19 protein-coding genes are annotated in these 23,670 nt (G+C 68.4%); 7 read left to right on the top strand and 12 right to left on the bottom strand.

Annotation, left to right across the window (positions count from 1 at the left end; genetic code table 11):
- Nucleotides 1-17: 17 nt before the first annotated feature.
- Complete coding sequence (locus ACFOPI_RS04325) at nt 18-236, bottom strand: formate dehydrogenase (protein ID WP_382171296.1); 219 nt, start codon at nt 234-236, stop codon at nt 18-20.
- 450 nt (nt 237-686) lie between these two features.
- On the opposite strand from ACFOPI_RS04325, the gene ACFOPI_RS04320 reads away from it, so the two are divergent.
- Both ACFOPI_RS04320 and ACFOPI_RS04315 read left to right on the top strand, forming a co-directional pair.
- Nucleotides 687-2,093 carry a sigma-54-dependent transcriptional regulator gene (locus tag ACFOPI_RS04320; RefSeq protein ID WP_382171293.1) on the top strand — a complete coding sequence of 469 codons (1,407 nt, stop codon included), beginning with the start codon at nt 687-689 and terminating at the stop codon, nt 2,091-2,093.
- Nucleotides 2,093-4,129 (top strand): sensor histidine kinase, encoded by a 2,037-nt coding sequence (locus ACFOPI_RS04315; protein WP_382171289.1) that lies wholly within the window; start codon nt 2,093-2,095, stop codon nt 4,127-4,129. The genes ACFOPI_RS04320 and ACFOPI_RS04315 overlap by 1 nt, the downstream gene beginning before the upstream one ends.
- Nucleotides 4,130-4,156: 27 nt before the next feature.
- Here the strand turns inward: ACFOPI_RS04315 and ACFOPI_RS04310 are convergent, their stop codons facing one another.
- Entirely contained in the window at nt 4,157-4,759 is a 603-nt protein-coding gene (locus tag ACFOPI_RS04310; protein ID WP_382171286.1) for an exopolysaccharide biosynthesis protein, read from the bottom strand.
- A gap of 231 nt (nt 4,760-4,990) precedes the next feature.
- Between ACFOPI_RS04310 and ACFOPI_RS04305 the strand changes: the two genes are divergently transcribed.
- Together ACFOPI_RS04305 and ACFOPI_RS04300 are read left to right on the top strand one after the other, a co-directional pair.
- On the top strand, nt 4,991-5,938 hold the full coding sequence (locus ACFOPI_RS04305; protein WP_382171283.1) for a diacylglycerol/lipid kinase family protein: 948 nt from the start codon (nt 4,991-4,993) through the stop codon (nt 5,936-5,938).
- Nucleotides 5,935-6,741 carry a metallophosphoesterase family protein gene (locus ACFOPI_RS04300; RefSeq protein ID WP_382171280.1) on the top strand — a complete coding sequence of 269 codons (807 nt, stop codon included), beginning with the start codon at nt 5,935-5,937 and terminating at the stop codon, nt 6,739-6,741. The genes ACFOPI_RS04305 and ACFOPI_RS04300 overlap by 4 nt, the downstream gene beginning before the upstream one ends.
- Before the next feature lie 18 nt (nt 6,742-6,759).
- Here ACFOPI_RS04300 and ACFOPI_RS04295 read toward each other — a convergent pair whose 3' ends face one another.
- Genes ACFOPI_RS04295 through ACFOPI_RS04270 form a run of 6 tightly spaced genes read right to left on the bottom strand, consistent with a single transcriptional unit; the run spans nt 6,760 to nt 12,018 of the window.
- Nucleotides 6,760-7,242 carry a DUF456 domain-containing protein gene (locus tag ACFOPI_RS04295; RefSeq protein WP_382171278.1) on the bottom strand — a complete coding sequence of 161 codons (483 nt, stop codon included), beginning with the start codon at nt 7,240-7,242 and terminating at the stop codon, nt 6,760-6,762.
- Nucleotides 7,243-7,271: 29 nt separating this feature from the next.
- On the bottom strand, nt 7,272-7,889 hold the full coding sequence (locus tag ACFOPI_RS04290; RefSeq protein ID WP_382171275.1) for a TorD/DmsD family molecular chaperone: 618 nt from the start codon (nt 7,887-7,889) through the stop codon (nt 7,272-7,274).
- Nucleotides 7,890-7,894: 5 nt separating this feature from the next.
- Nucleotides 7,895-9,976, bottom strand: coding sequence for a 4Fe-4S binding protein (locus ACFOPI_RS04285; RefSeq protein WP_382173051.1), 2,082 nt, complete (start codon nt 9,974-9,976; stop codon nt 7,895-7,897).
- Nucleotides 9,936-10,580: a DUF3306 domain-containing protein gene (locus ACFOPI_RS04280; protein ID WP_382171272.1), complete on the bottom strand. Its 645-nt coding sequence runs from the start codon at nt 10,578-10,580 to the stop codon at nt 9,936-9,938. The genes ACFOPI_RS04285 and ACFOPI_RS04280 overlap by 41 nt, the downstream gene beginning before the upstream one ends.
- Nucleotides 10,577-11,377 carry a gamma-glutamyl-gamma-aminobutyrate hydrolase family protein gene (locus tag ACFOPI_RS04275; protein WP_382171270.1) on the bottom strand — a complete coding sequence of 267 codons (801 nt, stop codon included), beginning with the start codon at nt 11,375-11,377 and terminating at the stop codon, nt 10,577-10,579. The genes ACFOPI_RS04280 and ACFOPI_RS04275 overlap by 4 nt, the downstream gene beginning before the upstream one ends.
- Nucleotides 11,374-12,018 carry a DUF3305 domain-containing protein gene (locus tag ACFOPI_RS04270; RefSeq protein ID WP_382171267.1) on the bottom strand — a complete coding sequence of 215 codons (645 nt, stop codon included), beginning with the start codon at nt 12,016-12,018 and terminating at the stop codon, nt 11,374-11,376. The genes ACFOPI_RS04275 and ACFOPI_RS04270 overlap by 4 nt, the downstream gene beginning before the upstream one ends.
- Before the next feature lie 141 nt (nt 12,019-12,159).
- Between ACFOPI_RS04270 and ACFOPI_RS04265 the strand changes: the two genes are divergently transcribed.
- On the top strand, nt 12,160-14,598 hold the full coding sequence (locus tag ACFOPI_RS04265; RefSeq protein ID WP_382171264.1) for a DUF1631 family protein: 2,439 nt from the start codon (nt 12,160-12,162) through the stop codon (nt 14,596-14,598).
- Here the strand turns inward: ACFOPI_RS04265 and boxA are convergent.
- The 4 genes from boxA to ACFOPI_RS04245 form a co-directional block, all read right to left on the bottom strand.
- The gene (gene boxA / locus ACFOPI_RS04260) at nt 14,592-15,881 is read right to left on the bottom strand and encodes a benzoyl-CoA 2,3-epoxidase subunit BoxA (protein ID WP_382171261.1); all 1,290 of its coding nucleotides are present in this window, start codon (nt 15,879-15,881) and stop codon (nt 14,592-14,594) included. The genes ACFOPI_RS04265 and boxA overlap by 7 nt on opposite strands.
- Before the next feature lie 205 nt (nt 15,882-16,086).
- Entirely contained in the window at nt 16,087-17,514 is a 1,428-nt protein-coding gene (gene boxB, locus ACFOPI_RS04255; RefSeq protein WP_382171258.1) for a benzoyl-CoA 2,3-epoxidase subunit BoxB, read from the bottom strand.
- Between the two features lie 37 nt (nt 17,515-17,551).
- Nucleotides 17,552-19,222, bottom strand: a complete 1,671-nt coding sequence (boxC, locus tag ACFOPI_RS04250) for a 2,3-epoxybenzoyl-CoA dihydrolase (RefSeq protein WP_382171255.1) — start codon at nt 19,220-19,222, stop codon at nt 17,552-17,554.
- 137 nt (nt 19,223-19,359) lie between these two features.
- Complete coding sequence (locus tag ACFOPI_RS04245; RefSeq protein ID WP_382171253.1) at nt 19,360-20,286, bottom strand: helix-turn-helix transcriptional regulator; 927 nt, start codon at nt 20,284-20,286, stop codon at nt 19,360-19,362.
- A 174-nt stretch (nt 20,287-20,460) separates the two neighbouring features.
- Here ACFOPI_RS04245 and ACFOPI_RS04240 point away from each other — a divergent pair, with 174 nt between their 5' ends.
- Together ACFOPI_RS04240 and ACFOPI_RS04235 are read left to right on the top strand one after the other, a co-directional pair.
- Nucleotides 20,461-22,044, top strand: coding sequence for a 3,4-dehydroadipyl-CoA semialdehyde dehydrogenase (locus tag ACFOPI_RS04240; protein ID WP_382171250.1), 1,584 nt, complete (start codon nt 20,461-20,463; stop codon nt 22,042-22,044).
- A gap of 34 nt (nt 22,045-22,078) precedes the next feature.
- Nucleotides 22,079-23,659: a benzoate-CoA ligase family protein gene (locus ACFOPI_RS04235; protein ID WP_382171247.1), complete on the top strand. Its 1,581-nt coding sequence runs from the start codon at nt 22,079-22,081 to the stop codon at nt 23,657-23,659.
- Nucleotides 23,660-23,670 lie beyond the last annotated feature (11 nt).

Below are 23,670 nucleotides of genomic sequence, written 5' to 3'. Positions count from 1 at the left end.
CGTGGGGCTCCTCGGGGTCAGATCCGGGTGGTCTTGTAGTACTGCTTGACGTGGTCGGTCAGGCTGTAGCCACCGCCCCGCTCGGGGGCCGGACGGGCCGCAGCCTCGGGTTCCGGTGTGCCCTGCGTGCCGGGCAGCAGGCTGGCAGCCGCGGCCAGCGCACCGGCGGTGCCGGCGCCCGCAAACAGCGTGCGGCGGCTGAGGCGGCCTCGGGATTCGGGTTGGGGCTTGCTCATGCGTGTCTCCTGTGGGAACAACGCCCGGCTGGCGTGCACCGACACACCTTGTGGGCTTTTTGCATATGTGGAATCTAACCAAGGCCCAGAGGCGACGCAAGCCGACGCCATGCCCCGGTCCTCGGCAGCGGAACAGCTTGACAGCCCGGCCGACGCGGTCCGCTGGCGGCGACACGAAAGCGCGCGCCTTCCAGCCAGAACCATGCCAGCCTCACACCTCATCAACGACAGCATTCGGGGCTCTTGACCGCCCTCCAAACACCCTGTTTCGAGGGATTACCCGCACTGCCGGCATCGCAACCACCGCTCATGGCGACAGGCTGTCGAGAACGGCGCGACAAATTGTCGCAATCTAACGTCTGCCTTCACCCTCGCCCCGGCAGGACGCACTGTCGGATCGGCGCCAATATCCGAGTGATTTGCTCCACCTCCTCCGTAGAATGCCGCCGGGTGGACACCTCTCCTGCACCCCTCCTCTCCCCCGACAAAGGTCTCGAAGGCTGGCCGGACTGGTCCATCCTGGTCGTGGACGACGAGCAGGGCATGCTCAACTTCCTGGTCAAGACGCTGGCGCCGCGCTGCCATTTCGTGATGAGCGCCACCAGCGCCGAAGAAGGCGCCGACTGGCTGCGCGGCCACCACGCCGACCTGGTCATCCTCGACATCTCGCTGCCCGGCAAGAGCGGCGTGGCCTGGCTCAAGGAACTGCGCGAACAGGGCTTCAGCGGTGAGGTGATCCTGATCACCGCCTTCGCCGACCTGGACACCGCCATCGAGGCCCTGCGCGCCGGTGCGTCGGACTTCATCCTCAAGCCCTTCCGCGTGCCGCAGATCCTCAACGCCGTGAAGCACTGCTTCGAACGCTCGCGGTTGCGGCGGGAGAACTTCGTACTGCGCCGCGCAGTGGCCAGTTCCAGTGGCCGCAACCAGGCGTTGGTCGGCACGTCGGACGCGATGCAGCAATTGCGCGCATCGGTGGCCCGCGTGGCACCGGTGGACAGCACCGTGCTGCTGCAGGGCGAGTCCGGCACCGGCAAGGAACTGGTGGCCCGCACCCTGCACGCCAACGGCCCGCGCGCCAGCGGTCCCTTCGTGCCGCTCAACTGCGCCGCGGTCTCGCCCGAACTGATCGAGAGCGAACTCTTCGGCCACGCGCGCGGCGCCTTCACCGGCGCCACCCGGGCGCGCGAGGGCCTGTTCCACTACGCGCAAGGCGGCACGCTGTTCCTGGACGAGGTGGCCGAGCTGCCCCTGCCGATCCAGGCCGCGCTGCTGCGGGCCATTGAGGACCTGAAGATCCGGCCGGTGGGCAGCGAACAGCTGGTGCCGCTGAACCTGCGCATCATGGCTGCCAGCAACCGGCGCCTGGCGGAAGAGGTGGTCGCCGGCCGCTTCCGCAAGGACCTCTACTTTCGGCTGCAGGTGGTGGAACTCACGCTGCCACCGCTGCGCGAGCACAAGGCCGATATTCCGATCCTGGTGCAGCACTTCATGGAGCAGCTCGCGCCCGCGCTCGGTGTGGCACCACTGCAGATCAGCGCGCAGGAACTGGACTTCCTCGCGCAATACAACTGGCCAGGCAATGTGCGCGAACTGCGCAACCTGATCGAGCGCTCGCTCATCCTCGGCTCGCTGAACGTGTCGGCGCTCTATCCCGGTGAAGCGCCACGCGCTCCGCTGGCCACCAGCGCTGGCACCCTGGACCTGGCGACCCTGGAGAAACAGCACATCCTCAGCGTGCTCGACTCGGTGCAAGGCGACAAGACCCGCGCGGCCGAACTTCTGGGCGTCTCGCGCCGCACGCTGGAGCGGCGTGTGGCCGAGTGGGGCCAAGGCTCACAGGCGTTTGGCCGCTGATGAAGCTGCCCACGCCGCGCTGGCTCGCCACCTCGGTGCGCAACAAGCTGCTGGCCATGGCGCTGCTGCCGCTGCTGGTGGTGTTCCCGCTGCTGGTGCTGGCGCTGGCAGTGTGGAGCAGCGTCACCTACGACCGGCTGCTCATCACCAAGGTGCGCAGCGACCTGGCCGTGGCGCGCGGCTACTTCGACCAGACCCTGGCCGAGGTGGGCAGCGGCACACGCGGCGTGGCGCGCTCGCAGCGCCTGCTGCAGGCCATGGCCGGTGGCGATCTGGCCGCACGCCTGGCCGCCGACCGGCAGGAGTTGGGGCTGGACTTCCTGCTGCTCATGCGCCACGACGACCCGCGAGCCGCCCTGCCCGCCGGTGTGGCGCCGCTGCTGCAAACCACGACGTCAGCCCCCACAAGGTCCGCGCAGATCGTGCGCCTTTCGCGCGACGAACTCGCCGCCCTCGCCCCGGGACTGTTGCCACGTCTGCACATCCCGCTGGTGACCACACGCAACGCGGCGCCCGATGCCCGCGCCACGGAGGACCGTGCCCTGGTGCTGCTGGCGCTGCAGCCGGTGCTGGACGCCGCGGGCCAGCCCCAGGCGCTGCTGGTGGGCGGCCTGCTGCTCAACCAGAACCTCGACTTCGTCGACCACATCAACCGCATCGTCTATCCCGAAGGCGCCCTGCCCTTCGGCAGCGAAGGCACGGCGACGCTGTTCCTCGACGACGTGCGCATCACCACCAACGTGCGCCTGTTCCAGGACCAGCGCGCCATCGGCACGCGCGTGTCGCAGACCGTGCGCGACCGGGTGCTCGGCCAGGGCCAGACCTGGCTGGACCGCGCTTTCGTGGTCAACGACTGGTATGTCTCGGCCTACGAGCCGCTGCTGGACGCGGCGGGACAACGCGTGGGCATGCTGTATGTGGGCTTTCTGGAATCGCCCTTCCGCTGGGTGCGCCACGCCATGCTGGCCGTCATGGGCCTGATCTTCCTGGCGGTGATGGCGGTGTCGGCCTGGTTGTCGGTGCGCTGGGCGCGCAGCATCTTCCGTCCGGTGGAACAGATGAATCGCACCATGCAGCGCGTGGAGGATGGCGAGAACGCCGCGCGCGTGGGACCACTGCCGGCGCGCGACGAGCTCGGCGCACTGGCCAGCCACCTCGACCAGTTGCTGGATGTGATCGATGAGAAGACCACTGCGCTGCGTCGCTGGGGCGAAGAGCTGGACCAGAAAGTGGCCGAGCGCACGCGCGAGCTGGAGGAGAGCAACGCCTCGCTGCGGCTGGCGCAGCAGCAGCTGGTCAAGAGTGAAAAGCTCGCCGCCATCGGCCAGCTCACCGCCAGCATCGCGCATGAGATCAACAACCCCATCGCGGTGATGCAGGGCAACCTCGACCTGATCCGCGAGGCGCTGGGCGTGCACGCGCTGCCGCTCAAGCCCGAACTGCGCCTGCTGGACGAGCAGATCGAGCGCATGCGCCTGATCGTGACCCAGCTGCTGCAGTACGCGCGCCCCACCGAATACGCCGGCTACGTGGAGACGCTGGACCTCAACCGCACGGTGCATGACTGCCTGGTGCTGGTGGCGCACCTGCTGGCGCAGACCCGCATCGAGGTCGTGCGCGACCTGCAGGCCACGCAGCGCGTGGGCCTGAACCGGCAGGAGCTGCAGCAGGTCATCATCAACCTCCTCATCAACGCCATCCAGGCCATGCCCAAAGGCGGCAAGCTGCATCTGCGCACGCGGGACTGGGCCGATGAGCACGGCGCGCGCGGAGCACTGCTGCAGGTGCAGGACTCGGGGCCGGGTCTGGCCCCCGGTGTGGTCGAGCGTCTGTTCCGCCCCTTCTACACCACCAAGAACGATGGCAACGGCCTGGGCCTGTGGATCAGCCTGGGCCTGGTGGAGCGATACGGCGGCACCATCGGCGCCGCCAACCGCGAGGACAGCCAGAGCGGCGCGGTGTTCAGCGTGCGGCTGCTGACCGAGCCGCAAGCGCCAGCGGCGGTGAACACACGGGACGGACGGCCCGGCGGATGACGCGGGCGAGGGTGCCGCATGCGGTCACTACTGCAGGCCGGGAACCCCGAGCCTGGTGAGCAGGTCGACCACCAGTTGCGAACCGCCCCACCACAGCAGCACCACCGATGCGGCGGCCACCAGCGTCGCCACGTGACCTGCCAGCAGCATCAGGCCATCGCGCAGGCGCAGACCCCAGGCCGTCAGCACCATGGCCAGGGCAGGCAGCACGTTGTCGAAGCTGATGACGGGCACAGGCACCACCATGGACACACCCGCCACCGACAGCATCAGGCCGTTGGCCCAGCGGGCCGAGTGGTGGCTCAGGCCCAGCAGCCGGGGCCGCCCCAGCCATGCCACAAGGTGAATGACGCGGGCGAGCATGCGGCCGAGCAGCTCCCGGACGCGGTCGTTCAGCGTCCGCTCGCCAAGCCACGCCGGCAGCGGCACCGACCGGCCCGCGCAGAGCCCGAACGCGATCACCAGACAGAACACGCCCACGGCCGAACCCATGCCGGGCAGTGCCACCGGGAACAGCAAGGGCATGGCCAGCAGGGCCAGCCACACCAGGCGCTGCCGGCTGTCGTGACCAATGGTGTCGGCCAGGGTGCCGCCCATGGCGGACAACTGGGCGTCCACGATCCGCGCCACGGTGGCGCGCCGCCGTTCCTTGCGGAGTTCGGAGGGGGTCGGGGTTGGGGAGGGCTGACCTGGCATGCGGGTTCCAGTAGACGCGAGGTCTCGCTGAAGGAAAAAACACCCGCACTGTGCCCGCTGGCGCCGCGGGGTGCAAGGAGTCTGGGCCGAAGGGGCGAATCGAAAAAAACTGAACGCCGCGCAACCGCACCGACTCACACTGTGTAACCTCTCCATTGTCCAACGATGCCGGCACCCCCTTTCGACCCCGACTCATCCCTGCAGTTCGTCATCAATGCCGGGGCCGGCGCCCAGGACGTCGACGCCAAACGAGCCGTGATCGAGTCGGCCCTGGCGGCGCGCGGTCGGCGGGGCGAACTGCTGGTCTGCGAGCCGGCCGACCTGCCTCGGGTAGCGGTCCGGGCGGCTGCCAAAGCGGTGCAACAGCGCTCGGCGGTGGTCGCTGTGGGCGGCGATGGCAGCCTGAACGCGGTGGCCCAGGCGGCGCACGCGGCCGGCTGCGCCATGGGTGTGATGCCCTACGGCACCTTCAACTACTTCGCCCGGACCCACGGCGTTCCCACCGACCCGGCCGCCGCGGCCCAGCTGCTGCTGGATGCGCGACCGCGGCCGGTGCAGGTGGGTGCCATCAACGACCGGGTGTTCCTGGTCAATGCCAGCCTTGGCATCTACCCCGAGCTGCTGCAGGACCGCGAAGCCTTCAAGGCGCGCTTCGGTCGCAGCCGCTGGGTGGCCTTTGTCGCGGCCTGCGCCACCCTGCTGCGCGCGCAGCGCCGGCTGCGCCTGCACATCGAGCTGGGCGACCAGGTGCGCGATGTGAAAACGCTGACCCTGTTCGTGGGCAACAACCGCCTGCAGCTGGAGCAGTTCGGCGCCACCCCGGAGGACACCGTCGCCGGAACGCCCGGACACGGCAGCATGGCCGCGCTGATGCTGCGCCCCATCGGCACACTGTCCATGCTCGGGCTGCTGCTGCACGGCGCCATGGGGCGCCTGGGCGAAGCCGCGGGCGTCGAGAGCTTCGAGTTCCACCACCTGGTGGTCCGGCCACGGCTGCTGCCAGGCCGCCGGGAGGTGATGGTGGCCTTCGACGGTGAGGTGGCGCGCATGCGCGCACCGATCGACTTCCGCGTGCTCGAACAGCCGCTCTACCTGCTCCAGGCCGATTCATGAGCGTGCTGCTGCACATCTCGGACACCCACTTCGGCACCGAACAGGCGCCCGTGATGGCCGCGCTGCTGGACCTGGCCGCCCGGCAGCGGCCGGACCTGGTGGTGCTCTCGGGCGACATCACCCAGCGCGCGCGACCGGCCCAGTTCCGGGCGGCCAGGGCCTTCGTCGATCGGCTGGGTGCGCCCGTGCTGGCCATTCCCGGCAACCACGACATTCCGCTGCTGGATCTGCGGGAGCGCCTGACCCGGCCCTATGCGCGCTACGCCGCGGCCTTCGGCACCGACCTGGAACCCGTGATCGCCGCGCCCGAATGGCTGGTCATCGGCGTGAACACCACCCGCGCCTGGCGCCACCGCAAGGGCGACCTGTCCATTGCGCAGATCGATCGTGTGGCTCAGCTTCTGGGCGCGGCAGCAGCCGGCCAGTTGCGCGTGGTGGTGGTGCACCAGCCGCTGGCGGTGACCGAGCCGCGCGACCGCCCCCACCTGCTGTACGGCCACGACGAAGCCGTGCGGGTCTGGGCCGAGGCCGGGGCCGATCTGCTGCTGGGAGGGCATATCCACCTGCCCTACACGTTGGCGCTGCACGGGCAGGCGCGCCGGCTGTGGGTGGTTCAGGCGGGCACCGCCGTGTCCGCGCGCGTGCGGCCCGGGGTTCCCAACTCGGTGAACATCGTGCGCTGGGAGCCGGCCCAGGGGCGCTGCTGCCGCGTTGAACGCTGGGACTTCATGGGTCGCGAACAGGCCTTTGTGTGCACGCTCGCCACAGCCTTGCAGCCCGACCGCGAGCCGACCGGCGCCTGAGCACCGACGGCACGCGCCTCAGATCAGCAGTGCCGCGACAAACAGGCCGACCATCACGAACGCCAGCACCACCTTGGCCAGCAGGCCAAGCATGATGCCCAGCCAGGTGGCCACACCCACGCGGACCGCGCGGGTCTGGTCTTTCTGCGCCAGGTACTCGCCCAGCGCGGCGCCCACCAGGGGCATGAACAGCACGCCCACCACGCCCATGAACAGCCCGACCACCGTGCCGATGGCCGCACCCAGCAAGGCCTGCCGGCTGGCGCCGGCCTTTCGGGCGCCGAGCAGCCCGGCCACGTAGTCCAGCACCCAGGCCAGCGCAGCCAGCACCGTGACCACCACCAGGGTGGCGGTCCCCACGCGCTGGAAGTCGTCGATCCAGGCCCCCAGCACGATGCCACCCCACACCAGCACCGTGCCCGGCAACACCGGCAGCACGGTGCCCGCGAGGCCCGCCACAATGAGCGCGGCGCACAGAATCCAGAGCAAGGTGATTTCCAAGGGAGCCTTTCATTGGGGTGGAGGTGACCTCAGGCCATCAGATCAAAACCCTGCGCCTCCACGCTGACAAACGCCGCCGTGAACCCAGCCAGCGCGGCGTAGAACCGAGCCTTGGGGTGGGCGCTGATGGCCTCGCACATCGCGGGCACCCAGGGCTGCACGTGGGTGCTGAAGAACTTCTGCTGCTGGGTGAGGTTGGCGACTTCCACGTCGTCACCGGCGATGAGGTAGCGCATGACTTCGCAGACGCAGGCGAAATGGTCTTCGGTTTCGGGCATGGCCTCATCGCGCGCAAGGCCCAGGGCGGCCAGGTCGCTGCGCAGGGCGGCGAGCGGTTTTTCGTTCAGGAAGCCGCTGAGGTACCAGGAGCCGAACAGGTAGACCTCCGGCTTGCCGACGCCGCCGAACAGCGCGTCGTATTCGTTCACCACCTGTTCGTCGCCGAGTTCGCGCACGGTGCCGACGAACTGGCGCCAGGGTTCTTCGAGGAAGCCGCCAGCCGCGGGCGCTTCGGTCACGGCCACACGCAGCTGGGCCAGCAGTTCGGGTCCGGGCGGCGCGTAGTACAGCGCGGCCAGCAGGCCATAGACCTCGGCACGGGCGGTTTCTTCGTCGAGGGCGGAGGACACGGGGATCGGTTCGTTCATGGCGTTCACAGGTCGGAGATGCGGGACTCGCCCGGGTTCGAATAGATGTCCACCACGCGGCAGTCGCCGCACATCTTCAGGCGCTCCAGCGCTTCGCCCTGGAACATGGCGTGGCCGCTGAGTTTGGCAAGCATGACCTCGATGCCCTTGAGCGTGCCAAAGGGTTTGCTGCAGCGGATGCACTGATACGGTTGGGCTTCGTTGAGCACGCGCGGCTGGCGGCGTTCGTCGCTGAGCAGCAGGCGCGGCTGCAGGGTGATGGCATTTTCGGGACAGGTGGTGGCGCACAGGCCGCACTGCACGCAGTTCTTCTCGATGAAGCGCAGCTGCGGGCGTTCGGCGTTGTCCTGGAGTGCACTGGCCGGACAGGCGCTGACGCAGCTCAGGCAGAGCGTGCAGGCGTCGCGGTTGACGTTCAGGCTGCCGAAGGGCGAAGCGGCGGGCAGCGCGATGGCGGCGTCTTTGGTGCGGGAGGCGCGGCCGGCGCTGTCCTGCAGCAGGTGGTCGAGTGCGAGGTCGAGCGTGGCGCGCTTTTCGGGCTGCACCGCGAAGCTGGCGGCCTTGGTGACGCCTTGCGCGGGCGCTTCGCCCAGCTCGGTGTCGAGCAGCGGCAGGTCGCGCGCGTCGCGCACTTCGATGAGTTTGAAGTGGCGACCGCTGTAGCCCAGCGCCTGCACGATGGATTCGGCGACCGCCATCTGCTCGCGCAGGGCCTCGTGGTACTGCGGCGCTTCTTCGCCGGTCATCAGCACCCAGACCTGGCGCGCGCCGTAGGCGAAGGCGGTGAGCCAGAGGTCGATGCCAGTGGACGAGGTGTGCCACAGCGGCAGCGGGATGACGCGGGCCGGCACGCCGCGCACGGTCTTGTCGAGCTGGGCCAGACGTCCCAGGTCGTTGACCAGCGCCGAACCCGCCTCCTGGCTGTGCAGCAGCAGGGCCGCGTCTTTCCCGCCGGCCTTGGCGTAGGTGGCCAGCAGGGTGCGCAGCTTGACACCCTGCTCGCTGGCGCGGGGGTAGGCGTAGCTCAGCGCGCCGGTGGGGCAGACGGTGGTGCAGGTGCCGCAGCCCACGCAGAGGCTGGGGTTGACCACGATCTGGTTGCGCTTGAGGTCGCTGCTGATCGCCGATGCCGAACAGACGTCGATGCAGGCGCTGCAGCCCACGCTCTGGTTGCGGCCGTGCGCGCACACCTTCTGTTTGTAGGTGAAGAACTTCGGCTTTTCGAACTCGCCGACCAGGTCGCGCAGCTGGGTGACGGCACGCACCTGGGCCATCGCGTCGGCCGATGCCGGCAGGTGCACATAGCCCTGTGGCAGCGCATGCTGGGTGAAGCCGGGTGCGTCGCGCAGATCGAGCACCAGGTCGAAGGTCTCTTCACGCTCCTGCGCATCGCGCTGGAAGTTGATCGCGCCGACCGCTTCGCAGGCCTTGACGCAGGCGCGGTCCGATTGGCACAGCGACAGGTCCACCTGGTAGTCCAGGCCGATGGCGCCTTCGGGGCATACGGCCACGCAGGCGTTGCAGCGGGTGCAGAGGTCGAGGTCGATGGGGTTGCTGGCGCTCACCGTCACTTCGAACGCACCGAGCCAGCCATGCAGGCGCTGCAGCTGGCCGGCGAGCACCGGGTACTGGCGCGCCTGCTGGCCGCTGCCGCCGGTGGGCAGCAGGGTCACGTCCAGCGCGTCGCTGACCAGCGCTGCCACGGCCTCGGCACGCTCCAGCGGGCCGATGATGAGCAGACGACCCTCGCTCTTGTAAGTGACGGTGGGCACCGGTTCGGGTTCGGGCAGGAGGGCCGCCGCCAGCATGGCCGCCATCTTGGGTGTGGCCTGCGACGCTTCGCGGCCCCAGCCACCGGTCTCGCGGATGTTGACGAAGCGGATCGGCCGCACGTCCAGGTCCACCGCGCCTTCAGTCTGGGTCGAGAGCTCGCTGAACAGCCGGCTTTCCTGCGTGCACGCGACCACCAGGTCGTCGCGACTGCGGCAGGCCTTCTGGAAGGCGGGCGCGTCGCGCCGGCACAGCGTGGTGTGCAGGTTCAGGTCTTCATCCAGCGCCTGGCCCAGGGCCTTGGGGTCCAGGGGCATGGTCTGGTTGCAGTTGCAGATCAGCGTGGTCATCGTGGGTCTCTGTGGGGGCTTCCGCGTCTGGCGCGCGGGTGTCTTCGGCGGCTTGCGGGGGGTCGGCCGGGGTGCCGGGCTCTGCTTCGCTGGCAGCGCCTTCGGCCTTTTTTTGTTGCTGTTCTTCGGGATCGTCGACCAGTTTCAGGAACTGGGCGCTGACCATCTTGGCCATCATCGCGGCGGGGATGGGCTCTGTCTTTGTGTAGTCATCGATGTAGATGTCCAGCCCGTCCATCACGTTGAAGTGCGGGTCGCTGAACAGCTTCTTGACGGCGGCGTTGCGCACGTCGGACGGCACATCCTTGGCCACGAAGCGGCGGAAATCGGAGGCTGGCGTGAGGTGCTGCGTGTCCTCCAGCGTGGGCGGCGGTGGGGCGGCGGCTTCGGACGCGGGAGTTGTGGCCAGCGCTTCAGGGGGCATTCGAGACGCAGGCGCAAGAGCGGCATCAGCAGACGGCGTGGGAGGCGTCACAGCTGCTGCAGGCTCGGACATCGGCTCGCCCGTGCGTGCCTGCGCCTTGCGGCGCGACCAGCGCGAAAAGAAGCTGTCGTCGGTGGGCGTGCTCATGCAGGCTGGCGGTGGCGGTCCGCCCGTTCGCGCGTGGCCTGAAGAAAGGCTTCCATCAGCGGGCCGCTGTCGATCAGGCCCTGGCGGGCCTCGGCGGGCAGGAGGTGGAACTCGGGGTGCCATTGCAGGCCGAGCACAAAGCCCGGCCCGGTGGCACGGATGGCTTCGATCACATCGTCCTGCGGACAACGGGCCTCGACGACCAGCCCATCGCCCAGGCGGTCCACGCACTGGTGGTGGATGCTGGTGACGCTGTGCACCGAGGAGCCGTACAACCGGTCGAGCAGCAGGCCTGGTTCAAAACGAACCTGGTGCTGCAGCCGGTCGTAGTGGGCCAGGTCCTGGTGCAGCACCGGGCTACGGCGCTGCGAAGGAATGTCCTGCAGCAGCGTGCCACCGTAGTACACGTTGATCAGCTGGGCTCCGCGGCAAATGCCCAGCACCGGCTTGCGCGCCTCGATGAAGCCGCGCAGCAGGGCCAGTTCGTAGCGATCGCGCACCGGGTCGCCCGCCCATTCGGGCCGCAGCAGCGTGCCGCCGTAGGTTTCGGGACAGACATCGATGCCGCCCTGCAGCACCAGGCCGTCGAGCAGGTCCACCACCTCGCTCGCGGGCACGCGGTTGACCAGGTGGGGGCTGTTTTCGTCAACGAATGGCACCATGAGCGCAATCGCCCCGTGGGCCATCACCCAGTGCGCCATGGAGCTTTCAAGGAACTGAAGGCGCTTCTGCGGCAGACCCAGCCCCGGCGGGGGTTCGTGCAGCAAGCGCGCACTGATGCCGATGCGAAGCATCATCTGGATCCTCCTCCGTTGTGGCGCGGGCCCATCTTGTCGGTGCTCACCCTCGCTGGCTGGCCAAAGCGGTCGGTCAGCGGCTTGAAGCTGTCGGGCCGCTTGCGGCGCTTGGGTTCGATGTGATGGTGCGCGGCCACAAAGGCCTGCAGCCATTCGACCACTTCGGGCGCGGCGGGCACCTGGTCCACCTTTTCCTGTGCATCGAGCCAGCGGCCGGCGTCGTGGTAGCTGAGCGTGGCGATCTGCGGAACGGCCATGGGCTCGCCATCGAGCAGCTGATTCTCGTCGGCGCGCCAGAACACCCAGAAACAGGGCGACGGGCTGTTGAGGTTCAGAAAGTAGCCTTCGGCATCGTCGCGGTACAGAGTGGCGCGCAGGCCGGTGAACAACCAGTAGCGCGCGCCCTCCACCACCACCGCACCGGGCAGCGGCTGCACTTCGTGTGGTGCGCCAGCCACGGGTTCGGGGGCACCCACAGGCACCTCGCCGGGGGCTCCGGCCGCCATCACGTCGGCCAGCACCCAGCGCCAGGGCTGCCACCGCGCCATCGGCCCTGTCACGGGCTCGCGCCGCATCACCACATCCACCGGCAGACAGGGGCGACTGGACTGCGGCGGAGAAACTTGTGCTTCGGCATTCATAGGACAACGGACTGTACGCCAAGGCGATGGACGGCTGTATCTGCAGGGTGAATGACCGGTCCGTCCTGTACGGAGAGCCTGCCTCGGTGTAACCTGCGTGAGTTTTCGCACAACAAAACCCCCAGATGTCCCCGCCTTGCCATGTCTTCAGCCCCGTCGTTGCTCGATCAGTGCTTTGACCGGGTGCTCAGGGAGGCACCAGCCCTGCTGGGCCGTTGCCTGAACGCGACGGTGGCGGCGCTGCAGGACGCTGAGAACCAGAGCCGCGAGGTGGCACAGCGGACGCTGCTGGCTCGCGCCTGGTTCAGCCTGGAACGCCAGCGCAACCAGCTGACCGCCCAGTTCCCGCTGCGCCTGCAGCAGGCCTTCCAGCGCGGTGATCACGACGGACCCACCTCTTCGCTGGGGCGTGTGTCCGACTCGTCCCTGCTGGCGCTGGTGGACGACAACTCGGTCAACGAGTCACTGGAGGCGGCCCGCATGCTGCAGGCGCTGCTGCCAGTGGTCGAACAGTCGCTGTCGATGGTGGACGCCCGCATGAGCTCGCTCATCGGGTTGGACACCGTGCACGCCGAGAAGAATCCGCTGCGGCCTTCGGTGTTCGTGCGCACGCTGCGCGACCTGATGGCCGAGCGCGAGACCGACCCGCAGTTGCGCAGCCTGTGGATGCAGAAGGTGGTTCCCCCGCTCGCGAAGGAGTTGAGCCAGCTCTACGGCCAGGTGGCCCTGATGCTGCAGCAGGCGCGCGTGCAGGAGGCGGGCTACCGCATCCGTCTGGTGGCGGACGGCGCACCCCAGACTGCGACCCACCTGTCCACGCGGGGCTGGCTGGAGGAAGGTACGCCGTCCGAGCGGGCCGGGCTGGGCCTTGTCCGGGAGGGGCAAGACGCCCCCGCACCGCCGATGTCGCTGCGCATGAAGGATCTGGCGCGCACCCAGACACCGCTGCAGCACGAGGTGCTGCAGGCCTTCATGGCCGGCGAACAGGCGGTGTTCGACCACCCACTGGACAACGCCTATTTCGAGCAGGTGCGTCAGGAACTGCACCATGTCGACCTGCTGGCCCGGTTGCCCCAGCCCGCACCCGAGGAACTGGAGCAGGAGCGCACGCGTTACCGCGACCTGCCCGCGGTGGAGCGCCCGGCCAGACCGGTGGACGTGGCCTCCCCGCTGGACGCGGAGCAGTGGGGCGACTACGCCGCACCGCACGAACGCACCCGCGTCTTGCTGGAACTCAAGCACCAGGCCGACAAGGTGTCGCAGGCGGTCGGCCTGGACGTGGTGCGCAAGCTGGTCAACCAGGTCTCGGGCGATCCGCTGCTGCTGGCGCCGGTGCGCGAAGCGGTGGTGGCTCTGGAGCCGGCGCTGCTGCGCCTGGCCATGGCCGAGCCGCGCTACTTCAGCCGCAACGACCACCCTGCCCGCCTGTGGATCGAGGCGGTGGCCCAGCGCAGCTTTCGCTACAACGACGAGTTCTCGCCCGGCTTCGAGGCCTTCTTTGAACCCGTGCGCGAGCAGGTCCGTTCGCTCAACGACAGCGGGTCGGTCGACGCCGAGCCCTTCGCCTCCGCCCTGGACGAGCTCAAGGCGCAGTGGGCGGGCGACGACGAGGCCCAGGAGCAGCGCCGGCAGCGACAGCTGGACGCGCTGAACTTCGCGGAACGGCGCCAGGAGCTGGCGGACCAGATCGCCTGGGAGATCAGCCACCGGCCGGACCTTTACGACGCGCCCGCCATCGTGCTCGATTTCCTCTACGGATCGTGGTCGCTGGTGATCGCCTCCGCCGAGCTGCAGAACCCCGACAAGGGGCCGGACCCATTTGGCTACCGCAAGGTCATCGGCCACCTGCTGTGGAGCACGCGCAGCCAGGTGACCTTGCGTCAGCCCAACCAGCTGTTCCAGATCGTGCCCGGCATGCTGATGACCCTGCGCAAGGGGCTGGAGAGCCTGGGCCAGTCGCCCGACGAAACCCGGACCTTTTTCGACGCCCTGCTCAAGCTGCACGAACCCGTGCTGCGGCTGCGGCGCGCCCGCGCACGGGTGGATGGACACGCCACCACACTCACGCCCGAGGCGAGCGATTCGGAACAGCAGGCGCTGGCCACCCTGCTGGCACCGGCTTCACCCGAGCAGCAGAAACCCACGCCGCGCGAACAACCCTGGATCGGCGCGCGCGAACTGGCCAGCGCCGGTTTCAGCGAGACCATGCCACTCACCAGCAGCGAGGCCTCGGAGGAGGTGGAGGTGGTCGAGGCGTTCGCAGAAGTCGCGGTCGCTGCCGACGCGGAAGCGCCTGCCGACGCGGTCGAACCGGCGCTGCTGCTCTCGCGCATGACCACCGGCAGCTGGGTCGACCTGTACTCCGGCGGCGAGTGGCTGCGGGCGCAGCTGGTCTGGAGCAGCCAGAAAGCCAGCCTGTTCATGTTCACCAGCCTGGGCGGCCGCACCCACACCATGACGCGCCGCAGCTGCGAGAAGTTGATGGCCAAGCGCTGGCTGCGCCTGGTCGAAACCCGGCCGGTGATGGCGCGGGCGCTGAAGCAGGTGGTGGCCGCGGAGGCGGCCGCAGAAGCTCAGTAGGTTTCCAGGTGCAGGCGGCCTTCGCGCTTGAGCGCGGCGCCGACATCGTCCCAGTTCAGCCCGGCGCCGGTGGCGATGTCGCGCAGCGCCAGCACCACGCCCTCTTCCATCGCCTTGAGGCCGCAGACATAGAAGCAGGCGTTCGGATCCTGCAACAGGGCCGCCAGGTCGGCCGCGCGCTCGCGCATCGCGTCCTGCACGTAGCGCTTGGGCTGGCCCGGCGTGCGGCTGAACGCGAAGTTGCTGTCGATGAAGTCCTTGGGCAGGCTCTGCAGCGGGCCGAAGTACGGCAGCTCTTCCTGCGTGCGGGCGCCGAAGAACAGCATCAGCTTGCCGCCCTCGAACTTGCCACTGGCGCGCAGGCGGCGGCGCCATTCGGTCATGGCGCGCATGGGAGCGGAGCCGGTGCCGGTACAGATCATGACGATGCTGGACTTCGGGTGGTTGGGCATCAGGAAGCTGGTGCCGAAGGGACCGATGACCTGCACCTGGTCGCCCACCTTCAGGTCGCACATGTAATTGCTGGCCACACCACGCACCGGCTGGCCCGAATGGTCTTCGAGCACACGCTTGATGGTCAGCGAGAGGTTGTTGTGGCCGGGGCGCTCGCCGTTGCGCGGGCTGGCGATGCTGTACTGGCGCGCGTGGTGCGGCTTGCCGCTGGCGTCCACCCCGGGCGGCACGATGCCGATGCTCTGACCTTCCAACACCGGGAAGGGCATGGACCCGAAGTCCAGCACGATGTGGTGGGTGTCGTAGTCCTTGCCGACGGCGGTCACGCGCAGGTTGCCTGTCACCGTGGCGGTGACGGTTTTCTGCGCGGCCTTGGGGCCATAGAGGTTGGTGTAGGCATGGGCGGCGCTCCAGGGCGGGACGGTGGCGCCGTACTGGGCGGAGTTGAAGGTGGTCTGTCCGGTCGGGTCGGCGACGGGGGCTGGCTCGGGCTCAGCGACCACTTCGGCCACGGGTTCACCGGCGTCTGCGGTCGCGGCCGCCAGCTCGGCAGTCGAGAGTTCGGCGGGCAGCACGTCCCAGCCGAGCTGTTCTTCGATGGAATACGCCTTGGCGCGCACCACCCGGCGGTAGTTGTCGATGGAGCCGGTCGGGCAGGGTGAGATGCAGTCGTTGCACCAGTTGCACTTGCTGACGTCGACCACGTAGTTGCGCGAGTCGTGGGTGATGGCGCCGACGGGGCAGATCGATTCGCAGGTGTTGCAGCGGATGCAGATCTCGGGGTCGATCAGGTGCTGCTTGATGACGGCGGCTTCCATGGGGGCGTTCATCTTCGGTCTCCGTTGCGGTTCTCTTGGCGCTCTATTGTGTTGCTGGTTCTGACTTCGTGGTGGCACCGCGTGAACCCGGGTGGCTGACTCCGTTCGTGTCCCCCGCCGGCCTGCGGCCGGCTCCTCCTTGACCTCACTGCGCCAGCCACCCGGGCTCACGCTCGCGGGGCTCGCGCGCGTGGAAGCCCGGAGGGCCTGGCAGGGTTCAGTTGAATCTCACGTATTCGAAGTCCACCGGCTGGCGGTTGATGCCCATCACCGGCGGCGCGATCCAGTTGGCGAACTTGCCCGGCTCGACCACGCGGCCCATGAGCGAGCCGACGTAAGCACGGTCGGTGTCGGAGGGCAGCCACTCTTCCACGCGCTGGTTCCACTCGTGGTCGCTGACCACACGGCCGTCCGGGCTGACCTTGACGCCGGCCAGGCTGCCAATGTTGCGGTGGAAGGCCTTGTGCGGCACCTTCAGGCGGAAGTCGATGCCGGCCTTTTCGATGATGCGGTTCCAGCGGTCCACGCCACCCACCGAGTCCTTGATGTAGTCGTCGCGCAGCACCTCGTTGAGCGCGTTGAGCATCGGCACTTCCTTCTCCAGCAGCTTGCCCTCTTCCACCGCCAGGATCTTGTAGGTGTTGCCCTTGAGCACGTGGTCGTCGGTGCGCTTGCCTTCTTCGTAGCGGCCCTTGAGACCTGAGCTGTAGAAGGTGGCGGCGTTGGACGACTGGTCGGCGCCGAACAGGTCGATGGTGACCGAGAAGTGGAAGTTGATGTAGCGCTGGATGGTCGGCAGGTCGATCACGCCGGCCGCGCGCAGCTTGCCCACGTCGTCGGTCTTGAGTTCGTTCATGGCGTTGACGGTGCGCTGGATCACGCGGCCCACGCCGGATTCGCCCACGAACATGTGGTGTGCCTCTTCGGTCAGCATGAACTTGGTGGTGCGGGCCAGCGGGTCGAAACTCGACTCGGCCAGAGCGCACAGCTGGAACTTGCCGTCGCGGTCGGTGAAGTAGGTGAACATGAAGAAGCTCAGCCAGTCGGGCGTCTTCTCGTTGAAGGCCTGCAGGATGCGCGGGTTGTCGGCGTTGCCACTGTTGCGCTCGAGCAGGGCTTCGGCTTCTTCTCGGCCATCCTTGCCGAAGTACTTGTGCAGCAGGTACACCATGGCCCAGAGGTGGCGGCCTTCCTCCACGTTGACCTGGAACAGGTTGCGCAGGTCGTACTGGCTGGGCGCGGTCAGGCCCAGGTGGCGCTGCTGCTCGACCGACGCCGGCTCAGTGTCGCCTTGCGTGACGATGATGCGGCGCAGGTTGGCGCGGTGTTCGCCAGGCACGTCCTGCCAGGCGGCTTCGCCCATGTGGTCACCGAAGTGGATCTTGCGGTCTTGCTCGGCGGGATTCAGGAAGATGCCCCAGCGGTAGTCGGGCATCTTCACGTGGCCGAACTGCGCCCAGCCCTGCGGGTCCACGCTGACTGCGGTGCGCAGGTAGACGTCGAAGTTCTGCGAACCGTCCGGGCCCATGTCCTGCCACCACTGCAGGTAGTTGGGCTGCCAGTGCTCCAGCGCGCGCTGCAGCGTGCGGTCTTCGCTGAGGTTGACGTTGTTGGGAATCTTCTCGCTGTAGTTGATACCGGACATGCTGGTCTCCTGCGGGTGGGTGGATCGTTGGTGGGGCTTAGACGCGGTTGAAATCGAACTGGGCCTTGTCGCCCTTGCCGTAGACCTTGAGCGCACCCTTTTCGCCGACGGCGTTGGGGCGCTGGAAGATCCAGTTCTGCCAGGCGGTCAGGCGGCCGAAGATGCGGGTGGCCATGTTTTCCTTCTGCGCAAAGCGCAGGTTGGCCTCCAGTCCTGTCAGCGCGTCGGGCGACATGGCGGCGCGCTCTTCCAGCGCCAGACGGATCTCGTCGGCCCAGTCGATGTCGTCGGGCGCGGCCGTGACCAGGCCCAGTTTCACAGCGGCATCGCCGTCCAGCGCCTGGCCGATGGCACCGCGCGCGGCTTCCATCGGGCCGGCCTCTTCGTAGAAGCGGCGCTGCAGGCGGCTCTGGCCGTTGACCATGGGCAGGTAGCCGAAGTTCATTTCGCCCAGGGTCAGCGCGGGCTGCTTCTGGGGCTCGTCGGGCAGCACCAGCATGTAGGCACGGTCGGCGCAGAAGGCCAGCTCGGCCAGCGTGCCGGCAAAACAAGAGCCCGGCTCCAGCAGGGCGAACAGGCTGCGCGAGGACACGTCCAGGCGGGCGAAGGTGCGGCGCAGGTGGCCGATGGTCTCGTTGACGAACCAGTGGTCCTTGTGCGCCAGCATCAGCGCGTCGTTGGCAAGCACCGCGGCGCTGTCGCCTTCGGTCTTGAGCAGCCAGGTGCCGATGTCCAGCTCGTTGGTGCGCATGTGCAGGATGGCGTCGTCCAGCTCACGCACCATCTGCAGGGCGTACCAGTTCGCGCCCAGGGCCTCGATGCCGGCGATGTCGGTCGGCTGTGCGCCCTGCGGGGCTTTCACCGTGAAGGTGGCGGTGCGCTTGGCGCGGTCGATCTCGACGGTGACATTCGTGTAAGCCAGCCGGTCGGCCTCGATCGTGCGGTTCAGCGGGGTCAGCGCGACGGGCTGGGCACCGGCCGCACCGCGGTGGCTGCCGGCGGCCAGTTTCTCGGCGCGCTCGCGCACGGCCTGCTGGAACACGGCGGGCTTGGCCACGGCGTCGACCAGGCGCCAGTCCACGGCCTTCTGGCCACGCACGCCTTCGACGCTGGTGCAGAAGATGTCGGCCAGGTCGTGGCGCACGTGGCGCTTGTCGGTCACGCGGGTCAGGCCGCCGGTGCCGGGCAGCACGCCCAGCAGCGGCACCTCGGGCAGGCTGACCGAGCTGCTGCGGTCATCCACCAGCACGATCTCGTCGCAGGCCAGGGCCAGCTCGTAGCCGCCGCCGGCGCAGGCACCGTTGAGCGCGGCCACGAACTTCAGCCCGCTGTGCTGGCTGCTGTCCTCGATGCCGTTGCGGGTCTCGTTGGTGAACTTGCAGAAGTTGACCTTCCAGCCGTGGCTGGAGAGACCGAGCATGAAGATGTTGGCGCCCGAGCAGAACACGCGGTCCTTCAGGCTGGTGACCACCACCGACTTCACTTCGGGGTGCTCGAAACGGATGCGCTGCAACGCGTCGTGCAGTTCGATGTCCACACCCAGGTCATAGCTGTTGAGCTTGAGCTTGTAACCGGGGCGCAGGCCGGCGTCTTCGTTGATCGCGAGCGAGAGCGTGGCGATGGCGCCGTCGAACGACAGGCGGATGTGCTGGTAGCGGGACGGGTCGGTCTGGTAGTCGACGCGGGGGGCGCTGGCGGTAGCGGTCATGGTGGTCTCCTGGGTTCTGGGCGATGGCCGGTCGGGGTGCACTGGAATTCCGATGGATGTGAATAATAGTGCATGCACTTTGGTGCAGTCAAATGCAATTTAGTGCATATCACCCCGTGTTTACCCGAATGCCCGGGTCAGGCGGGCAGCTTGAGCAGCTGGCGCACCTCGCGCCGCAGCTTCGCAAAGCTTTCTTCCAGCGGCTGGGCGCTGGTGTTGAAGGCCAGGTCGGCCTTGGAATAGAACGCCGCGCGCCCGTCCAGGATGCGCTTGAGGTCTTCCATGGCCTCGCGGCTGGCGGCCATGGGTCGCATGTCGCCCTGCGCTGCCACCCGGCCCATGTGGTCGGACGGGTCGGCCTGCAGCCAGACGGTGGTGCAGTGCTGCAGCAGCAGGTTGAAGTTGGCCGAGTCGGCCACCAGGCCACCGGGCGTGGCGATCACCACCTCGGGGTAGATCTGGATCGCCTCTTCCAGAGCTCGGCGTTCGTAGCGGCGGTAGGCGTTGGCACCGTAGAGGTTGTGGATCTCGCTGATGCTGCAACCGGCGAACTGCTCGATCTCGCGGCTCAGCTCGATGAACGGGAAACCCAGGTCGTCGGCCAGGCGCTGACCCAGCGTGGACTTGCCGGCGCCGCGCAGGCCGATCAGTGCCACGCGTGCCAGCCGCCCCTGCGTGTCGACCCCGCCGCTGGCGCCCAGCAGCTCCACCAGCTGCAGCCGCGCGCGGCGCAGGTCGGCCTCGTTGCGACCCTGCAGCAGCTCGCGGATCAAAAGCCATTCCGGCGAGGAAGTGCTCACATCACCGATCAGCTCGGCGAGCGAGCAGTGCAGCGCCTGCGCCACCTGCAGCAGCACCAGGATGGAGGCGTTGCCGGTGCCGTACTCGAGGTTGGCCAGGTGCCGCTCTGACACGTCGGCCGCGATCGCCACCGCCTTGCGTGTCATGCCCTTGCGCGAACGCAGGTTGCGCACTCGCTCGCCCAGCGCCACCAGAAAGGGGTGGCGCTCTTCCTCGTCGGAGGGCGCGGCGGCGGTTGGTGCGAGGGTCTCGGTGCTGCTCATGGCGCGGGCGCCTTTCGTCTGTTGGCGGGGGCGGCTGCGGGTAAACCCCAGCCAGCGGCGCCCCCACAAACATGCACTTTACTGCATACTGCACCGGACGCAAGATAGTGCAGTTATACCGTCAAACCCCCGCCGCGACCACGGCAAAAACGCAAAGCGCTGCAGCTTCCGACCATGAGCACACCCGACATTCCCCTGCTTCCAAACTTCTTCGCCGGCCGCTGGCAGACCGGCCACGGCCACGGCACTACCCTGCGGGACGCGGTGACCGGCGAGGCCCTGGTGCGCGTCGACAACACCGGACTGAACCTCCACGAGGGCTTTGCCTTTGCCCGCGAGCACGGCGGCGGCGCGCTGCGTGCCATGAGCTACGGCCAGCGCGCCGCGATGCTGGGCGAGGTGGTGAAGGTGCTGCAGGCCAATCGCGACGCCTACTACGACATCGCCACCCGCAACTCCGGCACCACCACCAAGGACTCGGCGGTCGACATCGACGGCGGCATCTTCACGCTGGGCTACTACGCCAAACAGGGCGAGGCCCTGGGCGAGGCCAAGTGCCTGCTCGACGGCGAGCGTATCCGCATGGGCAAAGACCCTCTGTTCCAGACCCAGCACGTGCTGAACCCCACGCGCGGCCTGGCGCTGTTCATCAACGCCTTCAACTTCCCGAGCTGGGGCCTGTGGGAGAAGGCCGCGCCGGCCCTGCTCTCGGGCGTGCCGGTGATCGTCAAGCCGGCCACCGCCACCGCCTGGCTGACCCAGCGCATGGTGGAGGACGTGGTCAAGGCCGGCGTGCTGCCCGAGGGCGCGCTGTCGGTGATCTGCGGCTCCTCGGCCCACCTGATGGACCAGCTCCAGCCCTTCGACGTGGTCAGCTTCACCGGCTCGGCCGAGACCGCGCGCATCATCCGCAGCCACCCGGCGGTGGCCCAGCGCTCGGTCCGCTGCAACATCGAGGCCGACAGCCTCAACAGCGCCCTGCTCGACCCGTCCGCCACGGCCGACAGCGAGGCCTTCAAACTGATGGTCAGCGAGGTGGTGCGCGAGATGACAGTCAAGAGCGGCCAGAAGTGCACCGCGATCCGCCGCATCTTCGTGCCGCTCGAACTCTTCGACAACGCCGCCGAAGCCATTTCCGCCAAGCTGGCCAAGGTCACTGTCGGCAACCCGCGCAACGAAGGCGTGCGCATGGGCGCGCTGGTGAGCCAGGAACAGAAACGCAGCGTGCTGCACGGCATCGAGGCCCTGTGCCACGAGGCGCTGGTGCTGCACGACGGCAGCGAAACGCCCCTGGTCGACGCCGACCCCGAGGCCTCCGCCTGCGTCGCGCCCACCCTGCTCGGCCACCGAGACCCGGGCCAGGCCAAGCTGCTGCACGAGGTCGAGGTGTTCGGCCCGGTCGCCACCCTGATGGCCTACGAGGACGAAGACGAGGCCTGGGACCTGGTCCGCCGCGGTGAGGGCTCGCTGGTTGCTTCCATCTACAGCGAGGACCCGGCCTTCATCGCCCGCGCCGCCGCCGAACTGGCCGACAGCCACGGCCGCGTGCACGCCATCAGCCCCGACGTCGCCGCCAGCCAGACCGGCCACGGCAACGTGATGCCCATGAGCCTGCACGGCGGCCCCGGCCGCGCGGGCGGCGGCGAAGAACTCGGCGGCCTGCGCGCGCTGGGCTTCTACCACCGCCGCACGGCCGTGCAGGCCAGCAGCGCGGCGCTGGACGCGCTGGCCGCGACGGCCGCACCGTTCAAACCCTGAAGTCCACCAGAGACCCCACGACAGGAGACAAGCCATGAGCCAGAAAGACACCGCACCGCCACCTGACCGTTTCAACTTCGCGCGTCACCTGATCGAGGTCAACGCCGGCCGCGCGGCCAAGACCGCGCTGATCGACGACGCCGGCCAGCTGAGCTACGGCCAGCTGGCCGACCAGGTGCAGCGCTGCTCAGCCGCGCTAAACGCCCTGGGTCTGCGCCGCGAAGACCGCGTGCTGCTGCTGATGCACGACTGCAGCGATTGGGTGGTGAGCTTTCTGGGTGCATTGCACGCGGGCGTGGTGCCGGTCTGCGTCAACACCCTGCTGACCGCCAAGGACTACGCCTACATGCTGGCCGACAGCCGCGCCCAGGCCGCGCTGGTGTCCGCCGCGCTGCTGCCCACGCTGCAGACCGCGATGGACGGCACGCCGCACGAGGTCAAGCAGCTGATCGTCTCGCGCAGCAAGGAGCCGCTGCCGGCCGGCGCCCACGACTGGACGCAGTGGGTGGCGTCGAGCGAGCCCGGCACCGGCGCCGACACCCACGGCGACGAACCCGCGTTCTGGCTGTACTCCAGCGGCTCCACCGGCGCGCCCAAGGGCACGGTGCACACCCAGGCCAACCTCTGGTGGACCGCCGAGCTCTACGGCAAGGGCGTGCTGCGCCTGCAGGAGAGCGATGTGGTGTTCTCGGCCGCCAAGCTGTTCTTCGCCTACGGCCTGGGCAACGCGCTGTCGTTCCCGCTGAGCGCGGGCGCCAGCGTGGTGCTGATGGCCGAACGCCCGACGCCACAGGCCTGCTTCAGGCGCATGACCGAGCACCAGCCCACGGTGTTCTATGGCGCGCCCACCGGCTACGGCGGCATGCTGGCCGCGCCCGACCTGCCGCCCAGAAGCGCGGTATCGCTGCGTCTGTGCTCCTCGGCCGGCGAAGCGCTGCCGCGCGACATCGGCGAACGCTGGACTGCGCACTTCGGCTGCGAAATCATCGACGGCATCGGCAGCACCGAAATGCTGCACATCTTCCTCTCCAACCGCCCTGGCGATGTGCGCTACGGCACTACTGGCAAACCGGTGCCCGGTTACGAGGTGCAGCTGCGCGACGAGGACGGCAGCGTCATCACCAGTCACAACCAGATCGGCGACCTCTATATACAAGGGCCCAGCGCCGCGCTGATGTACTGGAACAACCGCGCCAAGTCGCGCGACACCTTCCAGGGCCCCTGGACCAAGAGCGGCGACAAGTACCTGCGCGACCCCGACGGCTACTACACCTACGCCGGGCGCAACGACGACATGCTCAAGGTCAGCGGCATCTACGTCTCGCCTTTCGAGGTCGAGGCCACGCTGGTGCAGCACAGCGCGGTGCTCGAGGCCGCGGTGATCGGCAAGAACGACGACGAGGGCCTGACCAAGACCAAGGCCTTCGTCGTGCTCAAGCCGGGCCAGCAGGCCACTGAGGCCGAGCTGCAGGCCTTCGTGAAGGAAAAGCTCGCGCCCTACAAGTACCCGCGCTTCATCGAGTTCGTGAGCGAGCTGCCCAAGACCGCCACCGGCAAGATCCAGCGCTTCAAGCTGCGCGAGCTGGAAAACCAGCGCCTGTTTGTGCGCCGCTGATTCGCTGGCAG

It is taken from the genome of Hydrogenophaga luteola, assembly GCF_042648585.1.
GTDB classification, from domain to species: Bacteria; Pseudomonadota; Gammaproteobacteria; order Burkholderiales; family Burkholderiaceae_C; genus Hydrogenophaga; species Hydrogenophaga luteola.
Note: the sequence above shows the minus strand (reverse complement) of the source record. Positions and strands in the feature narration are given on the sequence as shown.